At 74.2% G+C, this 17,333-nt stretch carries 14 protein-coding genes; 8 read left to right on the top strand and 6 right to left on the bottom strand.

The window, feature by feature from the left end:
• Position 1: 1 nt before the first annotated feature.
• On the bottom strand, positions 2 to 763 hold the full coding sequence (locus ACFYZS_RS08315; protein ID WP_389008137.1) for an ankyrin repeat domain-containing protein: 762 nt from the start codon (positions 761 to 763) through the stop codon (positions 2 to 4).
• A 235-nt stretch (positions 764 to 998) separates the two neighbouring features.
• Between ACFYZS_RS08315 and ACFYZS_RS08310 the strand changes: the two genes are divergently transcribed.
• The gene (locus tag ACFYZS_RS08310) at positions 999 to 2,324 is read left to right on the top strand and encodes a glycoside hydrolase family 18 protein (RefSeq protein WP_389008135.1); all 1,326 of its coding nucleotides are present in this window, start codon (positions 999 to 1,001) and stop codon (positions 2,322 to 2,324) included.
• 339 nt (positions 2,325 to 2,663) lie between these two features.
• Positions 2,664 to 3,551 carry an aldo/keto reductase gene (locus ACFYZS_RS08305; protein ID WP_389008133.1) on the top strand — a complete coding sequence of 296 codons (888 nt, stop codon included), beginning with the start codon at positions 2,664 to 2,666 and terminating at the stop codon, positions 3,549 to 3,551.
• On the opposite strand, the gene ACFYZS_RS08300 is transcribed toward ACFYZS_RS08305, so the two are convergent.
• Complete coding sequence (locus ACFYZS_RS08300; RefSeq protein ID WP_389008131.1) at positions 3,548 to 4,630, bottom strand: PfkB family carbohydrate kinase; 1,083 nt, start codon at positions 4,628 to 4,630, stop codon at positions 3,548 to 3,550. The genes ACFYZS_RS08305 and ACFYZS_RS08300 overlap by 4 nt on opposite strands.
• A 2-nt stretch (positions 4,631 to 4,632) precedes the next feature.
• Complete coding sequence (locus ACFYZS_RS08295) at positions 4,633 to 5,271, bottom strand: bifunctional 4-hydroxy-2-oxoglutarate aldolase/2-dehydro-3-deoxy-phosphogluconate aldolase (RefSeq protein ID WP_389008129.1); 639 nt, start codon at positions 5,269 to 5,271, stop codon at positions 4,633 to 4,635.
• A gap of 128 nt (positions 5,272 to 5,399) precedes the next feature.
• On the opposite strand from ACFYZS_RS08295, the gene ACFYZS_RS08290 reads away from it, so the two are divergent.
• From ACFYZS_RS08290 to ACFYZS_RS08275, 4 genes are all read left to right on the top strand, one after another.
• The gene (locus ACFYZS_RS08290; protein ID WP_389008126.1) at positions 5,400 to 6,197 is read left to right on the top strand and encodes an IclR family transcriptional regulator; all 798 of its coding nucleotides are present in this window, start codon (positions 5,400 to 5,402) and stop codon (positions 6,195 to 6,197) included.
• 141 nt (positions 6,198 to 6,338) lie between these two features.
• A complete protein-coding gene (locus tag ACFYZS_RS08285) occupies positions 6,339 to 8,114 on the top strand; it encodes a sigma-70 family RNA polymerase sigma factor (RefSeq protein WP_389008123.1) in 1,776 nt (591 codons plus the stop codon).
• Between the two features lie 121 nt (positions 8,115 to 8,235).
• Positions 8,236 to 10,695, top strand: a complete 2,460-nt coding sequence (locus ACFYZS_RS08280) for a Helicase associated domain protein (protein ID WP_389008120.1) — start codon at positions 8,236 to 8,238, stop codon at positions 10,693 to 10,695.
• Positions 10,696 to 10,711: 16 nt separating this feature from the next.
• Positions 10,712 to 11,722, top strand: a complete 1,011-nt coding sequence (locus tag ACFYZS_RS08275; protein ID WP_389008118.1) for an effector-associated domain EAD1-containing protein — start codon at positions 10,712 to 10,714, stop codon at positions 11,720 to 11,722.
• A gap of 348 nt (positions 11,723 to 12,070) precedes the next feature.
• Here the strand turns inward: ACFYZS_RS08275 and ACFYZS_RS08270 are convergent, their stop codons facing one another.
• Complete coding sequence (locus ACFYZS_RS08270; RefSeq protein ID WP_389008115.1) at positions 12,071 to 13,462, bottom strand: glutamate decarboxylase; 1,392 nt, start codon at positions 13,460 to 13,462, stop codon at positions 12,071 to 12,073.
• A 274-nt stretch (positions 13,463 to 13,736) separates the two neighbouring features.
• Here ACFYZS_RS08270 and ACFYZS_RS08265 point away from each other — a divergent pair, with 274 nt between their 5' ends.
• Positions 13,737 to 14,141, top strand: a complete 405-nt coding sequence (locus ACFYZS_RS08265) for a tyrosinase family oxidase copper chaperone (RefSeq protein WP_389008112.1) — start codon at positions 13,737 to 13,739, stop codon at positions 14,139 to 14,141.
• The gene (locus ACFYZS_RS08260; protein WP_389008109.1) at positions 14,138 to 14,992 is read left to right on the top strand and encodes a tyrosinase family protein; all 855 of its coding nucleotides are present in this window, start codon (positions 14,138 to 14,140) and stop codon (positions 14,990 to 14,992) included. The genes ACFYZS_RS08265 and ACFYZS_RS08260 overlap by 4 nt, the downstream gene beginning before the upstream one ends.
• On the opposite strand, the gene ACFYZS_RS08255 is transcribed toward ACFYZS_RS08260, so the two are convergent.
• Positions 14,941 to 15,672 (bottom strand): response regulator, encoded by a 732-nt coding sequence (locus tag ACFYZS_RS08255; protein ID WP_389008106.1) that lies wholly within the window; start codon positions 15,670 to 15,672, stop codon positions 14,941 to 14,943. The genes ACFYZS_RS08260 and ACFYZS_RS08255 overlap by 52 nt on opposite strands.
• Positions 15,669 to 17,273 carry an ATP-binding protein gene (locus ACFYZS_RS08250; RefSeq protein ID WP_389008103.1) on the bottom strand — a complete coding sequence of 535 codons (1,605 nt, stop codon included), beginning with the start codon at positions 17,271 to 17,273 and terminating at the stop codon, positions 15,669 to 15,671. The genes ACFYZS_RS08255 and ACFYZS_RS08250 overlap by 4 nt, the downstream gene beginning before the upstream one ends.
• Positions 17,274 to 17,333: the final 60 nt, after the last annotated feature.

The raw sequence follows: 17,333 nt of genomic DNA, 5'->3' as shown, positions 1-17,333 counted from the left end.
GTCAAGCGGGTGGGAGTTCGGCCCGCGTGTGGGCGCCGTTGGTCCGGAGCCACTCGATCAGGGCCTCGTTCCCGCTGGTCAGGGCGGCATCCAGCGGGGTCGCGTCACCGTATCCGATCCAGTCGACGTCCACTCGATCGGACAGGAGGTACCGGGCGGTGGAGAGTTGACCTCCGTGGCAGGCGGACCAGAAGGCGCCGGTGCGTTCGTCCGCGGGCGGGGGGCCGGCGGCGAGGAACTCCGTGACGCGGTCGAGCAGTCCGAGGGCGGCGGCCTCGTGGAGGTCGGGGCGGGCGCCGAGTTCGAGGAGGCGGTGGGCGGCCCGCCACTGGCCGAAGCCGCACGCGTCGGCGAGCGGGGTGCCGCCGCCGATGACCGCGCCCGGCGCCTCGATGTCGGCTCCGGCGGCGACGAGGGCGTCGACGGCCTCCACGTCGTCGTTGCTGGCCGCCCAATGCAGCGGGGTCTCCGCGTGGGCCCCGACGAACCGGGCCGCCGGGTCGGCCCCGGCGGCGACCAGCGTACGGATGACCCGCGCGGTCCGCGGCCGGTGGCCGGGCCAGTCCGTGGCGATGTGCAGCAGGCTGCGCTCGCCGGCGCCCGCACACCGTTTGACGATGCGGCCGACCGCGAGCCCGGGGTGCGCCTCCAGCAGCCGCCGCAGCCCGGGTACGTCACCGCCCTCGATCGCGGCCGTGACGGCGGCGGCGAGCGGATCGCCGGCATCGAGGATCAAGGGCGGAGCGGCAGACGGGGTCGGCACGGGCGGCGGCCTCCTTCCGTGGGTCGGGTCCCAGGCTACGAGGCCCGGGCGGCTCCGGCGTGACGATCCCGCTCCCGGCGGCCCCGCCGACGGCCTCGGCACCGAGCGTCCCGTCGGACAACCCGGTCGGCCCGAGTTTGGAACGCCCCCTTGACCCCATCTGGTCCAGACCAATAGTTTCCGGCATGCACCGCGCACGCGTCCCGCACCGCTCCCGCCTCCGCAAAGGAAGCCCATGCGCCGCAGCATGCCCGGCAGGCTGGCCGTCGCCGCCTGTTCCCTCGCCCTGCTCACCGCTCTCGCACCCGCCGCCGCCGCGCAGGCCGACGGCGGGCACGACCGCTCCTACAAGCGGGTCGGGTACTTCACCCAATGGGGCGTCTACGGACGGGACTTCCAGGTCCAGGACCTCGAAGCGAGCGGCACCGCCGGAAAGCTCACCCATGTCAACTACGCCTTCGGCAACATCAACGCGGAGGGCAAGTGCTTCACCGGCAACGTGCCGGGCGAGGCCGACGCCTGGGCCGACTACGTGCGCCCGCTCGACGCCGCGAACTCCGTCGACGGGGTCGCCGACAGCGCGGAGCAGCCGCTCGCCGGGAACTTCAACCAGCTGCGCGAGCTCAAGGCCAAGCACCCGGGCCTCAAGGTCCTCCTCTCGCTGGGCGGTTGGAGCTGGTCCACGCACTTCTCGGACGCCGCGCTCACGCCCGCCTCCCGCAAGGCCCTCGTCCAGTCCTGCATCGACCTCTACATCAAGGGCAACCTGCCGCAGGACGGCGCCCGCGGCGGCGCGGGCGCGGCGGCCGGCCTCTTCGACGGGATCGACCTCGACTGGGAGTGGCCGGGCTCGGCCGGTGACACGGACACCACGTACCGCCCCGAGGACAAGCAGAACTTCGCGGCCCTGGTGAAGGAGTTCCGCACACAGCTCGACGCGTACGCACGAAGCCGGCAGCGGAAGGAGAAGTACGAGCTGACGGCGTTCGTCCCGACCGCCCCCGCCAAGATCGACGCGGGCTTCGACGTCCGCCGCATCATGCGCGACCTCGACTTCGTGAACCTCCAGGGATACGACTTCCACGTCTCCGGCGAGCCGACCACCGCCCAGCAGTCCGCGCTTCGCGCCCGCGGGGACTTCAGCGCGGCCGGCACGGTGGAGGCCTGGCGCCACCGCGGGGCGCCGGCCGGCAAGCTGGTGATGGGCATGCCGTTCTACGGGCAGGGCTGGACGGGAGTCAGCGGCGGCGGGGACGGGATGGGCCGGCCGGCGACCGGCCCGGCGCCCGCGACCTGGGCGGCCGGATACGAGGACTACAAGGCGCTGAAGAAGCTCGCCGATTCGGGCACCTACCAGCTCCACCGCGACCGCCGGGGCGGCCACGCCTGGCTCTTCGACGGCAGCACGCTGTGGACGTACGACGACCCGCAGGTGCTGCGGGCCAAGACGGAGTACGTCCGCGAGAACGGCCTGGGCGGCGCGATGTTCTGGTCCCTGGACGGGGACACCGCCGACGGCGAGCTGATGACGGCCGTCGACCGGGGCCTGCGCGGCCGCTGACGGCCGGGCCACCGGCCCCGGGACCCACCAGACCGGCGCCGCCGGGCCGCGGAAACCGACCCGGCCCGGCGGTGTCCCACCACGTGCGCCCCTGCCGCCGTGGAGTCACGGCGGCAGGGGCGCGGACTGGGGGACTCCTCCCCGAGGGGCGGCCGCGGACCCCGCTAGGCCGTGTCTTTCGGATCAGGCCGGGTCAGCCCGCGGTGTCTGGCGCTGTGCATCGCAAGGCCGAGGAGGAAGCCGACGTGGTGTGTCGGCGACCGACGAGAACGCCGCGAGGCGCGGTGCCAGACGCCGCGGGCCCGGCATGATCCGAAAGACACGGCTTAGCCTCACCCCATGACTTCCGAAACGATCACCGTGGCAGCATCCGGCACCTGGCGGCTCGGCGACCTCGCCGTCCGCCGGGTCGGTTTCGGCGCCATGCGCCTGACGCACCTGGCCGACGGCTCCCCCACCGACCGCGAGCGGATGGTCTCCGTACTGCGCCTGGCCGTCGAACGCGGCGTGAACCACATCGACACCGCCTCCTTCTACTTCTCCCCCACGCGCTCGGCCAACGAGCTGATCAACCGCGCGCTGGCCCCCTACGGCGACGACCTGGTCATCACCACGAAGGTCGGACCGGGCCGCGACTTCGCCGGCCAGTGGTGGTGGGCCACGCCCGAGCAGTTGCGCGGGCAGGTGGAGGAGAACCTGCGCCAGCTGGGCCGCGACCACTTGGACGTGGTGAACCTGCGGATTCCGCGCCGGGAGACCACGGGGTCGATCGCCGAGCACTTCGGTGCGCTGGCCGAGCTGCGCGCGGCCGGGCTCGTCCGCCACCTCGGCCTGTCCAACGTACGGCCCGACCACCTGGCCGAGGCCCGGGCCATCGCCCCCGTCGTCTGCGTGCAGAACCCGTACGGGATCGGCTCCCCGGCCGAGGACCACGCCTTCCTCGACGCCTGCGGGCAGGAGGGCATCGCCTTCGTGCCGTTCTTCGCGATCGCCGGCGCGGGCAAGGAGGCCGGGGTGGTGGTCGCGCAGGAGACCGAGCAGGTGCGGGCCGTCGCCGAGGCGCACGGCGTGTCGGCGGCGCAGGTGCGGCTCGCCTGGACCCTGAACCGCGGCCCGCACGTGCTCGCCATCCCCGGTACCGGCAACCCCGGCCACCTCGTCGAGAACATCGCCGCCGGAGCGCTGCGGCTGTCCCCGGAGGAGATGGCACTCCTCGAGGCCGCCTAGGGGGTGTTCTCACGGGCGCGGTGGGCGGCCGCCAGGGCTGCCGTTTCGGGGAACGCGGGGACACGGCCCGTGCCGCCCCGGCCGGAGACCGAGAGGGAGGCCGCCGCCATGCCGTACGCGACGGCGTCGGCCAGGCCGTCGCCCAGGGCCAGCCGCGCCGTGGCGGTGCCGGTGAAGCAGTCCCCGGCGCCGGTCGCGTCCACCGGACGGGGGTTGAGGGGCACGGGGTGGTACTCGGCCCGCGTGCCGTCGTCGAGCAGCAGCCGGTCGGCGCCCGCCGTGACCACGACGGTACGGGCGCCCAGGGCCCGGTAGCGGGCGGCCGCGGCGCGCGGATCGGCGGTGCCGACCAGGGCCTCGGCGTCGGCCGGGCAGGAGGTCTTGAGCAGCCCGGTCAGCGGGGCGATACGGGCCAGCAGCTCGCGCGCCTCGGCCCGACCGGTCAGGCGGGGGCGGTAGTTGGGATCGTACGAGACGTGCCCGCCCGCCCCGCGCACGGTCTCGGCGGCGGCCACCACCGCCTCGCGGCTGCTCGGGGACAGCGCGCCCGTGATCCCGCTGGTGACGAGGGCCTTCGTGCCGGTCAGCAGGGACCGCCAGGACTCGACGTGCCGGGTGGAGAGGGTGGAACCGGCGCTGTGGGTGCGCCAGTAGACGAAGGCCCGGTCGCCCTCGGTGTCGGAGGCGAGCAGGTAGGCGCCGTTGGGGCGCCGGGCGCGGCGTACGTGGGAGACGTCCACGCCGAGAGCGGCCGCGCGGCGCAGCAGCGGGACGCTGAGCTCGTCGTCGCCGACGACGGCGAGCAGGGCGGTCCGGGCCCCGGCGGCGGCGGCCGCGGCCGCCGCGTTGAGGGCGTCGCCGGAGTAGGAGATGCGGGCCGGGGTGCCGTCGGCGGCCTCCCGCAGGGCGGTGTCGGCGTGGACCTCGACGAGGACCTCGCCGAGGACGAGGACGTCATAGCCGGTGTCGCGGCCGGGGCCGCGGCCGGGGTCGCGGCCGGGGTCGCGGCCGGGGCCGCGGCCGGGGCCGCGGCCGGGGTCGTGACCGGCGTCGCGGCCGGTACGGGGTGCGGGCGGCATCCTCAGCGCCCCGCCGCTGCGCAGCCGGTGCAGCAGGGCCGGGCCAGCGCCGCGAAGACGGCGGCCAGCTCGCCCGGATCGTCGGGCAGGCCGCTGCCGATGCCGACGGCGGCCGCCCCGGCGGCGAGCCATTCCCCGACCTCGGCGGGCCGGATGCCGCCGGTCGGTATGAACAGCCCCCCGGGCAGTACCGCCGTGAGGGAGCGGATGAACCGCGGGCCGCCGACGTGCGCCGGAAACACCTTCGCGGCGCCCGCGGACCGGATGGCGGAGGCGATCTCGCCGGGGGTGAACCCGCCTTCGACGAAGACGGCCCCGCGCCGGTCGGCGACCGCCCGGACCTCGGGGGCCGGGTAGGGGGAGATCAGGAAGGCCGCGCCCGCGTCGAGGGCGGTCTCGGCCTGACCGGCGTCGGTGACGGTGCCGACGCCGATCAGGGCGGACCGGCCGTGCGCGTCGGCGAGCGGGGCGGTCCGCGCGACGGCCTCGGCCCAGCCGGGGGTGGAGGTGGTCAGCTCGACCACCCGGCAGCCGGCGGCCAGCAGGGCGGCGGTCCGGCGGACGGCTTCTGCGGCATCGGTATCGCGCAGGACCGGCAGCAGGCGCTGCGCCGCCATCGCGTCGTACGGGTGGCAGGACAAAGGATCCCTCCCTCTCCATCTGTTCCGCTCTCCCACGCCCCACTTGTTCCACGTAGTGGAACGCAGTACCGTGTAGCGGAACCACTTTCGCAGACCATACCCCCACCCGCCCTGCCCTGGGAGAGCGCATGCCCGACGACGGGCCCACGATGGACGCGGCCGCCGGCCCCGCGCGCGGCGGCCGGACCTCGGCGGCCGGCACCGCGCTGGAGAAGTCGATGCGGATCCTGGAGGCCGTGGCCGCGCCGGGCGGGCCGCACCGGCTCACCGATGTGGCGGCGGCCGCGGCCGTGCCGAAGTCGAGCGCGTTCCGGATCCTCACCTCGCTGACCGAGCAGGGATTCGTACGCTCGGAAAGCGGATCGCGCCACGGGGTCGGGGCCCGGCTGCGCGCGCTGTCCGCCCTGGTCAGCGGCGGCGAGCCGCACAGCATCGGGCGAATCCTCGGCGAGCTCCGCGAGGCGGTCGGCCAGACGGTCCACCTGGCCCTGCACAGCGGGGAGACGCTCACCTACATCCGGAAGCTGGAGAGCGACCAGCCGTTCCGGACGGCCTCCCGCGTCGGGATGCGGATGCCGCTGCACAGCACCGCGATCGGCAAGAGCATCCTGGCGCAGCTGCCCGAGGAGGAGGTGCGGGCGCTGATCGCGAGTGCGGGACTGGCGCCCCGCACACCGAGGACGCTGACCAGCCCGGAGGCCCTGCTGGCGGAGCTGGAGGAGGTCCGGACCCGGGGCTTCGCCGTGGACGACGAGGAGAACGAGCCGACGATCCGGTGCATCGGCGCCGCCGTCCTCGGCCCGCAGGGCCGCCCGATCGGCGGGGTCAGCGTCACCACGGTCACCTTGCTGGTCTCGCGCGAGGAGATCGAGACGTACGCCCCGGCCCTGCGCAGGGCCACGGAGGCGCTCGCTCCGCTGCTGTGAAACAGTGGCGCGGCGCCCCCGCGCAGCCTCCGGAAGAAATTTCTTCGGGTTCTTCTTCCGGATAACCGTTATCCGGGCCCTGTTCGACGGTCTCCCAGGTATCGGGCATCATCGACCGCCGGTACGGACAGGGAACCTCACATGACTACACAGCACACGGCAGCGCTGGTGGCAGCCGCCCGCGCGGGCGATTCCCGCGCGCAGGACGAGCTGGTCGGCACCTACCTGCCGCTCGTCTACAACATCGTCGGGCGCGCTCTGAACGGCTCCGTCGACGTGGACGACGTGGTGCAGGACACCATGCTGCGGGCGCTCGACGGGCTGGGCACCCTGCGGTCGGACGAGAGTTTCCGTTCCTGGCTGGTCGCGATCGCCATGAACCGGGTGCGGGCGCACTGGCAGGCGCGGCACAGCGCCCCCGGCGAGAGCGGGCTCGAAGCCGCCTGGGAACTGGCCGATCCGGGCGCCGACTTCGTGGACCTGACGGTGCTGCGGCTCCAGCTCGAAGGCCAGCAGCGGGAGACGGCCCGCGCCACCCGTTGGCTGGAGACCGACGACCGGGCGCTGCTGTCGCTGTGGTGGCTGGAATGCGCCGGCGAGCTGACGCGCGCGGAGGTGGCCGCGGCCCTCGAACTGTCCCCGCAGCACACGGCGGTGCGGGTGCAGCGGATGAAGGCGCAGCTGGAGTCGGCCCGGGTGGTGGAGCGGGCGCTGGGCGCGCAGCCGCCGTGCGAGGGGCTGCGCGCGGTGACGGGGGCCTGGGACGGGGTGCCGTCGACGCTGTGGCGCAAGCGAATAGCCCGGCACGCGCGTGAGTGCCTGCGGTGCGCGGGGCTGTGGAGCGGACTGCTCCCGGCGGAGGGGCTGCTGGCGGGCCTGGCCCTGGTTCCGGTCTCGATGGCGCTGCTGGCGGGCATACGGTCGGCCGCGGCCGCCGGCTACGTCCCGGCGGGCGCGGACTTCGCCCCGGCCGACGCTGCCTACGCCTACGACGACGGCGCGGGCTCGGGCGGTCAGGCGTACTCCCCCGACGGCGGCGAGGGCTTCGAAAGCCCGGCCTTCGACGGCTCGGCCTTCGACGGCCCCGGCTTCGCCGGAGCGGACGCCTCCGACGCCGCGACGCAGCTCACCCCAACGGTCTCGGCCCAGGGCGGCACACCGGACGCCACCCCCGGCGGCGGCCGCAGCGCCCTGCGCAAGCGCCGCCAGAGCCGCCGGCGCGCTGTCGGCGGCGCGGTGCTCGCCGCGTGCGTCGCGGGCGGCGGGCTCGCGTACCTCGGCGGTTTCCCCGGCTCCGACGACAAGGACACCGGCGCCGCACCCGCCGCCCCGCTGTCCGCGCTGTCCGCCCCCGACGCCTCCGTGTCCCCCTCGGACTCGGCCTCGCCCTCCGCTTCGGCCTCGCCGTCCCCCTCCGCCTCGGCCTCCGCCTCACCGAGCCCGTCCGCCGCGAGCCCGACACCGAGCGCCACCCCGACCAAGTCCACGGCGCCGGCTCCGCGCCCGTCGGCGCCCGCTCCGGGACCCGCCCCGACCGGGGTCGCCGGACAGGTCATCGCGCTCGTGAACTCCGAGCGCGCGGCGGCGGGCTGCGGCCCCCTGAAGGAGGACCCGAAGCTGCAGTCCGCCGCCCAGGGGCACTCCGACGACATGGCGGCCCGGGACTTCTTCGACCACACCAACCCCGACGGCGCCGACCCGGGCAAGCGGACGACGGCCGCCGGGTACCGCTGGTCCACGTACGGGGAGAACATCGCCCGGGGCCAGCAGACCGCGGCCTCGGTCATGGACTCGTGGATGAAGAGCCCGGGCCACCGCGCCAACATCCTCAACTGCTCCTTCAAGGACATCGGCGTCGGCATCCACCAGGGCCCGGGCGGCCCGTGGTGGACGCAGAACTTCGGCGCCAAGATGTGATCCGGACGCCCCGCCCGCGCCGCGGGCCCCGCATGCTTCAAACCTCGTGCAGGATGGAGTCTGGGGCCGAAAAGGCTGATCAGAGCGGACAGCGGGCGGGCGAACGGACGGAGCAGGGCGCATGGCGAGGAAAGAGCTCCGTCCGCACCAGCGCGAGGCGGTCGACGCGGTGCTCCGCGCACTCGAACTGCCCGCCGGCGGCCGGGTGCCCGGGGCCGGGCTGCGCACCCAGGTGATCATGGCCACCGGCTCCGGCAAGTCCCTGGTCGCCGTGCGCTCGGCCGAGGAGCTGCGGGCCGCCCGGGTGCTGGTCCTCGTACCCTCGCTGGACCTCCTCGTACAGACGGCGGCGGCCTGGCGCGAGGGCGGGCGGACCGGCCGCGCCCTCGCGGTGTGCTCCCTGCGGCCCGCGGACGCGGGCATGCCGGCCACGACCGACCCGGCCGAACTGGCCCGCCGGGCCGGCCCGTCGGCGGACCGGGTGACGGTCTACGCCACGTACGCCTCACTGGGCCTGGGCACGATCGAGCAGGCCCATCTCGCCGGCCTGCCCGGCTGGGACCTGATCGTGGTCGACGAGGCGCACCGTACGTCCGGGCGGATCGGGAAGCCCTGGGGCGTGGTGCACGACAACACCCGCATCCCCTCCCTGCGCCGGCTGTACATGACGGCCACGCCCCGGGTCTGGCAGGACGGCGCGGAGGAGGACGGGGAGGGCGGCTCCGGGCGGGGCGAGCTCGTCGCGTCGATGGAGGACGATCCCGACGGGCCCTTCGGCGCGCGCTGCCACACGCTGACCCTGGCGGAGGCCGTCGACCGCGGCATCTGCGCCCCCTACCGGGTGGTGTGCGTGGACGTCAGCGATCCGGGGTTCCAGGCGGCCGTGCTGCTGGGCGCGGACGCGCGCTCCGACGCCGTGCGCGGGTCGCGGCTGGCGGCCCTGCAGGCGGCGCTGGTGAAGGCGGCCGCCGACCAGGGGTTCGGGCGGACCCTCGTCTTCCACCACCTGACCCGGGAGGCCGAGGCGTTCGCGGCCGGGCTGCCGGCGGTGGCGCAGCGGCTGCGGGCCGGGAGCGGGGAATCCGGGCCCGGCTACCCCCGTACGGTGTGGGCGGACTGGCTGTGCGGGCAGCACACGGCGGCGCACCGGCGGCGGGTGCTGGCGGATTTCGCGGCGGACGGGGTGGCCGACAAGGCCTTCCTCGGCAGTGTCCGGGTGCTGGGGGAGGGCGTGGACACCAAGGAGTGCGATTCCGTCTTCTGGGCCGACGTACGCGGTTCCATGCCGGACCTGGTCCAGGCCGTCGGGCGCGCGCTGCGCATCCGCCCCGGCGAGGGGAAGGTCGCCTCGCTGGTGGTGCCCGTGCTGCTGGGGCCGGGCGAGACGGCCGAGTCGATGCTGACCTCGCGCGCTTACGGGGACCTCGCGCGGCTGCTGGAGGCGCTGCGGGCGCACGACACCCGGCTGGTCGAATCGCTCGCCGAGCCGCAGGCCCCGAGCCGGCCGCGGGCGCAGTCCCTCGGCGAGGCGGTGGCCGGGGCCGGGATGCGGACGGGGGCGCAGGCCCTGCTGAGCTTCTCCACGCCGAGGGATCCGGCGCTGCTGGCGGCGTTCATCCGGCTGCGGGTGCTGCACCCGGAGCGCGAGAACTGGCGGCGCGGAATCGAGGCCGCCCGGATCTACGCGTCCCGGGCCGGGGACCTGCGGGTTCCGTTCGCGTTCAAGGTCCCGGCCGGGGCGCACACGCACCCCCGGGCCGCCGCGGAGCCCGCTGCCGAGGGCTGGCCGCCCGGGCTGGCCCGGTTCCCGCTCGGCCAGTGGATCGCGGACGCGCGGCGCACCCGCCGCCGGGGCGCCCTCGGCCGGGAGCGGGTCGCGCAGCTCGACGCGCTCGGCATGGTGTGGAGCCACTTCGACGTGGCGTACGAGGAGGGGCTCGCGGCGGCCCGCGGCTGGGCGGCGGAGCACGGCCACCTGCTGCCGCCGGCGGAGGCCACCTGGCGCGGCGCGCCGGTCGGGGTGTGGGTCAAGAACCAGCGTGCCGCCGCCCGGCGCGAGGGGCCCGGCGCCCTGCCGGAGGAGCGCCGGGAGGCCCTGGAGGCCATCGACGCGTCCTGGTGCCCGGCCTGGGAGATCTCCTGGCAGCGCGCCTTCCACCTGACCCGCGTCCACCTCGACGCGGGCGGCCGGCTGCCGCTCGCCCCCGACGAGGTGATCGTCCAGGGCGAGGACCTGGGCCGGTGGGTGCGCAGCCAGCGGCTGGCCTGGGAGCAGCTGACCTGGGCGCAGCGCTGGCTGCTGGAGCACACGCTCGGGGTGACGGCGGCGGGCCCGGCCGAGCGCCCTCGGCCGCGGCGCACGCAAGCCGAGAAGTGGGCGGAACACCTGGCCGCGGCCCGCCAGTTCCACACCCGCGAGCGCCATCTGCGGGTCCCGCGCACCCACGTGGAGCGGCTCGGCGGCCAGGAGGTGCGCCTGGGGGTGTGGATCGCCAATCAGCGCTCGCGCGCGTCGGGCCTCGCCCCGGACCGCGTCGCCTCCCTGGACGCGCTCGGCATGCGCTGGTCGACGTCCGCCTGATCCGACCTGCAAGGCGGTGGGCATCCCGCGCTCTGCGGCTATGGTGGTGACGGGAGCCTGGAACAGGGGGTGTCTGGTCGTCGCCTGGTCGCTGAGTCACGGGGAGCGCGTACAGCTGTATCAGCTGCTCCTGGACGCCTACACCTCGAAGAACGAACTCGAGAAGCTGTTCTACTTCCGGCTGAGCCGGAGGCTCGGCTCCGTCGCCGGCGAGACGGACAACCATGACGATCTGGTGTTCAAGGTCATCCAGAATGCCGAAGATCACGGCTGGTTACGGGAACTGGTCCGGGCTGCCGTCGAACACCGCCCGGACTCCGCACCGTTGGCGCAGTGGGCGGAGCAGCACGTGCCGGAAGGACCCGCGCCCCCTGAGGCGGCACAGCTTCCGTGGTTCGCCGTCGATCTGCGGGAGATCTGCGGGATAGCCGAGGAGGCCGTGGCCGGCTCCGCCACGTTGACGTTCGAGTCGGTGGCGATGCACGGCTCCGCGGTGCACTTCTGTCTCCGCGACCAGGAGTCTTCACGCAACTGCCTCGTGCGCGTCCACCGTCGGGTCCTTGACACGAATGCCGCGGCGGAGCACTTCGCGCAGGAAGTGGGACGGGCGCGGCAGGCAGCGGTCCACTCCCGGGTTGCCGAACTGCTCGCTGCCGGGCTGACCGCGGACCGGCGTCCCTACCTGGTACAGGACATCGGGCCCGCGGCACTTCTCCCATCGGCCGCGCTGGGAGTGGCCGAGGTGATCGACATCGGCGCGAAGCTCGCCGACGCGCTCACCGTCGCGCACAACCGCGGCACCACCTACGGGCCCATCGACCCTTCGCATGTCCTCCTCGCCCCGGACGGCGAGCCGATGCTGACCTTCCCCTCGCTGCCGATGTTCGCGTCGGCGCAGGTGCCTCCCTCGACACCCGGCAGAGACGTCAGCGCCCTCTGCGCGACTCTGCTGGCCCTGCTGGACGACCAGCTCTCCGAGGGCGCGCGGGGCCGCGGAAACCCTCCGGCGGCAGCGCCTGGTTCCTGAGGGCGACCGTGAGGACCGACGGCCCGCCCGCATCGGCGCTTCCTGCCTCGAATGCGGTGTCGGTGAGCCGAACCACCGCCGTGGCCGTGTGGCCGCAGGCGGGGCAGGGACCTTCCAGGCGCAGGGTCGATCCGACACGCCGACCGCCCCACGCCGTCAACTGCGCGGCCGAAGCCCTGATCCGTTCCGTCGAGTGGACCATCTGGCTCACGTTCCCGCCCCTCCCCTGCCCCTGCCCTGCCCGCGCCCCATGGGCTCGCGCGTGCGTTCAGTGCACCCATGCCCAGCCGTGCGCGAGTCATCCCGCGAAGGGCCGGGCGCGGCATGAACCGGTGGGGGCGAGGCCGTTCAGTGGTGGAAGCCCGAGTGGGGTGCGGTCGCCGGGGTCGGCGGGGGCGTCGCCGTGAGGTGGTCGATCGCGTTGCGGAGGTCCGTGACGAGCAGGGCGATCTGGTCGCGGGTCACCCCGTGCCGGATCAGCACGCGCTGGATGACGGTGTCGTCGCGGTCGGCCGGCAGCGGGTACGAGGGCACCTGCCAGCCGCGCATCCGCAGCCGGTCGGAGAGGTCGTAGAGGCTGAACCCGGCCGCGGCCTGGTCGGTGAGCCGGTAGGAGACGGCGGGCAGGCCGCCGAGGCCGTCGTAGAGCAGGGTGAACGGGCCCATGGCGGCGACCTCCCCGGCCAGGTACTGGGCGGTGGCGACGCAGGCCTCGTGGACGCGCCGGTAGCCGGCGCGGCCGAGCCTGAGGAACAGGTAGTACTGGGCGATGACCTCGCCGCCCGGGCGGGAGAAGTTGAGGGCGAAGGTCGGCATGTCGCCGCCGAGGTAGTTCACGTCGAAGACGAGCTCCTTCGGCAGGAGGTCGGCGGTGCGCCACACGATCCAGCCGACGCCGAGCGGCGCCAGCCCGTACTTGTGCCCGGAGGTGTTGACGGAGGCGACGCGCGGGAGCCGGAAGTCCCACACCACGTCGGCGTGGAGGAAGGGGGCGACGAAGCCGCCGCTGGCCCCGTCCACGTGGATCGGGATGTCCCAGCCGTGCTCGGCCTGGATCCGGTCGAGTTCGGCGGCGATCTCGGCGACGGGCTCGTAGTCGCAGGTGTACGTGACGCCGAGGATGGCGACGACCCCGATGGTGTTCTCGTCGACGTACTCGGCGAGCTGATGGGGCCGCAGGCCCGTGGCGTCGGCCTCGACCGGGATCTGGCGCAGTTCGACGTCGAAGTAGCGGGCGAACTTCTCCCAGCAGATCTGGACCGGCCCGCACACGAGGTTGGGCCGGTCGGCGGGGAGGCCCTGGGCCTGGCGGCGGGCACGCCAGCGGAATTTGAGGGCGAGGCCGCCGAGCATGGCGGCCTCGCTGGATCCGGTGGTGGAGCAGCCGGTGGCCGCGCCGCCGACCGGAGCGTTCCACAGGTCGGCCAGGATGTTGACGCAGCGGGCCTCGATCTCGGCCGTCTGCGGGTACTCGTCCTTGTCGATCATGTTCTTGTCGAGGCACTGGTTCATCAGGCGGTGCACGCCGTCGTCGGACCAGGTGGTGCAGAAGGTGGCCAGGTTCTGGGCCGCGTTGCCGTCGAGGAGGAGCTCGTTGCTGAGCAGCTCGTAGACCACCTCGGTGGGCGAGTGGTCGTCGGGCATCCGGTACTTGGGGAGGATCCGGCCGCTCAGGGCGGACGTGAACACGTCCGAGTCGGCGTCGATGCCGCGTACGTCTTTCGTCTCATGAAGAGCCATATCCGGACTATAAGTGCCCACTCGTTACAAATTGCGCTAACCGGGCACTGCAACCGAGAGCTTCCGGCCGACTCCGCGGTGTGATGCCCTGCATAGGGGGCGCGCGCAACCGGAGAAATTACTGTCGAGTAGAGTCTGACTCGAAGATCTTCCCGTCCGGGCCGCCGGAGCCTGCTCGGACGGGAAGATCGACCAACTGGTTCTATGGGCAACTTATCCGCCGATGTCCGGATACCGGTCAACAGGCCGCACCGTCCTGATAGTTCTTCGGCCCATGAACAAGATCACCCGCCGGCAGGCCTTGGGCACCGCAGCCGGCGCACTCTCCGCCCTCGGCATAGCCGGCGCCACCGCGCACGCAGCCGCCGCCGACTCCCGCGCCTCCATACCCAGCGGCGCGGTCGACGAGGTGTACCAGGGCCGCCGCATCCAGATCACCCCGGCCGCGACCGGGGGCGGCCACCACGGCGGCCATCACGGGGGCGGCCACGACGGCCTGCCCACCGTCCGGATAGACGGCCGCGAACTGCACGTCATGCGCAACGCCGACGGCACCTGGATCAGCGTGGTCAACCACTACGAGACCTTCGCCGATCCGGTCTCGCTCGCCCGCGCCGCCGTGCGCGAGCTCCAGGGCGCCGTCCTCGCCCCCTTCGCGCCCATGGGAGGCACGGCATGACCGTCCGCAAGAACCAGGCCGCCCTGACCGCCGAGGAGAAGCGCGCCTTCACCAACGCGCTGCTGGAACTCAAGCGCACCGGCGCGTACGACCGCTTCGTGACCACCCACAACGGGTTCATCATGAGCGACACCGACTCGGGCGACCGGGTGGGCCACCGCTCCCCCTCCTTCCTGCCCTGGCACCGCCGCTTCCTGCTGGAGTTCGAGGCCGCGCTGCAGAAAGTGGATCCGAAGGTTTCGCTCCCCTACTGGGACTGGACCGCGGACCGCACCTCCCGCTCCTCGCTCTGGGCCGCCGACTTCCTCGGCGGCACCGGCCGGGCCCGCGACGGCCAGGTCATGGACGGGCCGTTCGCGTACGCCACCGGGAAGTTCAACGTGAACGTGCGGGTGGACGGGCGCGCCTACCTGCGCCGCGCGCTGGGCGAGGGCGTGGCCGAACTGCCGACCAAGGCCGAGGTGGACGCCGTCCTCGCCATGCCGGTGTACGACATGGCCCCCTGGAACAGCTCCTCGAACGGCTTCCGCAACCACCTGGAGGGCTGGCGCGGCGCCAACCTGCACAACCGGGTGCACGTGTGGGTCGGCGGCCAGATGGCCACCGGGGTCTCCCCCAACGACCCGGTGTTCTGGATGCACCACGCCTTCATCGACAAGCTGTGGGCCGAGTGGCAGGCCCGCAACCCGAAGTCGACGTACCTGCCGGCCGCCGGCACCCTGAACGTCGTCGACCTGCACGACACCATGCGGCCCTGGAACGACGTGACCCCGGCCGACCTGCTGGACCACCGGAAGTTCTACACCTTCGACACCGAACCGGTCCCGGCCGCCGCGGCCAGCCAGCGGTAGTGCAGTTCGGGGCGGCCGACCTGCCCGTAGCGGGGGGTGCGGTCCGCCCGCCCGGTGTCCACCAGGTGTTCCAGGTAGCGGCGGGCCGTGATCCGGGAAATCCCGGCGGCCTCGGCCGCCCCCGCCGCGGTCAGCCCCTCGGGCGCCGCCCGCAGCAGCGCGCCGACCCGGTCCAGGGTCGGCGCGCTGAGCCCTTTGGGGAGCTCGGCGGGGCCGGGTGCGCGCAGCGCGGCGAGCGCCCGGTCCACATCGTCCTGGCCCGCCGCCTCACCCGCCGTGGCGCGGAACTCGGCGTAGCGCAGCAGCCGTTCGCGCAGCGTCGGGAAGGCGAACGGCTTCAGTACGTACTGGACCACCCCGAGCGAGACGCTCTCGCGGACCACGGCCAGGTCCCGCGCCGAGGTCACGACGATCACGTCCACCGGGTGGCCCGAGGCCCGCAGCCGGCGGGCGAAGCGCAGCCCGTGCCCGTCGGGCAGGGTGAGGTCGAGCAGCAGCAGGTCCACCCGGGTCCGCTCCAGGACTCGGGTGGCCTCGGCGAGCGAGTGGACGGCGCCGACGGCGGTGAAACCGGGCACCCGGCCGACGTAGAGGGCGTGCGCGTCGGCGGCGACGGGGTCGTCCTCGACCACCAGCACCCGGACCGCGGACGGCCCGGCCGTCCCGTGTGCGTCGCTCATGGCGTCGGCTCCCTTCGCATGGGCAGTCGTACGGTGAACTCGGCTCCCCCGCCGGGGCCTTCGGCGGCCACCGCGCTGCCGCCGTGCCGGTGGGCCACCTGCCGGACCAGGGAGAGGCCGAGGCCGCGCCCTTCTCCCTTGCCCGACCAGCCGCGCAGGAACACGTCGGCGGCGGAGCCGGTGGGCAGCCCGGGTCCGTTGTCGGCGACGCGGAGCAGCAGTGCGTCCTGCTCGGGGCGGACGGTGACCGCGATCCGGGCACCGGGGACGCCGGTGAGGGCGTCGACGGCGTTGTCGAGGAGGTTGCCGAGCACGGTGACGAGGTCCCGGGCCGGGAGGTTTTTGGTGCCGGCGTCGACGGCCCGGCTGTCGGGGGTGACGAACAGCTCGACTCCGCGCTCGTGCGCCTGGGCGGCCTTGCCCAGCAGCAGCGCCACCAGCACGGGCTCTCCGACGCCGGTGACCACCTCGTCGGTGAGGGCCTGGGCCAGCTCCAGTTCGGCGGTGGCGAACTCCACCGCCTCGTCGGCGCGCCCGAGTTCGATGAGGGAGACCACGGTGTGCAGCCGGTTGGCGGCCTCGTGGGCCTGGGAGCGCAGCGCCTCGGTGAATCCGCGCTCCTGATCCAGCTCGCCGGTGAGCGACTGGAGTTCGGTGTGGTCGCGGAGGGTGACCACGGTGCCGCGGCGGCCGCCGCCCGCGACGGGCGAGCTGTTGAGGACGAGCACCCGGTCCGCGGTCAGGTGCACCTCGTCCACGCGGGGCCGGTCGGCGAGCAGGGCGCCGGTGAGCGGGGCGGGCAGTCCGAGGTCGGCGGCGCCGGTGCCCCGGACTTCTCCCCGCAGGCCGAGCAGTTCGCGTCCGGCGTCGTTGATGAGGGTGATCCGGCGCTGGCCGTCGAGCATGAGCAGGCCCTCGCGGACCCCGTGCAGGGCCGCCTGGTGGTAGTCGTACATCCGGCTGAGCTCGGCCGCGTTCATCCCGTGGGTGTGCCGGCGCAGCCGGGCGTTGACGACGTAGGTGCCGGCTCCGCCGAGGGCGAGCGCGCCGGCCGCGACCCAGGCGAGGGCGGTGAGCTGCTCGGCGAGCCGGGCGCTGATCGCGCGGACGGTGATGCCGGCGCTGACCATGCCGGTGACCCGGCCGTCGTCCATGAGCGGGGTGACGACTCGGATGGAGGGCCCGAGGGTGCCGGTGTAGGTCTCGCTGAAGGTCTCGCCGCGCAGGGCGGGGGCGGTGTTCCCGAGGAAGGGCTCGCCGATGCGGTGGGGGTCGGGGTGCGTCCAGCGCCGCCCGTCCGGGGCCATGATCGTCACGAAGTCCACCCCTGAGTCCACCCGGACCCGCTCGGCGTAGGGCTGGAGCGCGGCCGAGGGGTCGCGGCCGGCCGCGGCCCCGCGTACGGCCTCGCGCACGGACGGGGAGTCGGCGACCGCGCGGGCCACCGCCCCCGCCTGGCGCCGGGCGGCCTCCTCGGCCTGCCCGCGGGCGGTGGCGTACGCGAAGACCGCGCAGCCGGCCACGACCACGGCGACCAGCAGCACCTGCATGGCGAACAGCTGGCCGGCGAGGCTGCGCGGGGGCCGGGGAAAACGGAACATGGCGCTCAGTGTGCACCGGGCCGTGAACTCAATGAACGCAAGGGTGACCGGGGTCACAGC

The organism is Streptomyces sp. NPDC001903, from assembly GCF_042891345.1.
Lineage (GTDB): Bacteria > Actinomycetota > Actinomycetes > Streptomycetales > Streptomycetaceae > Streptomyces.
The sequence above is the reverse complement of the archived record's forward strand: the minus strand, read 5'-3'. Positions and strand labels throughout refer to the sequence as shown.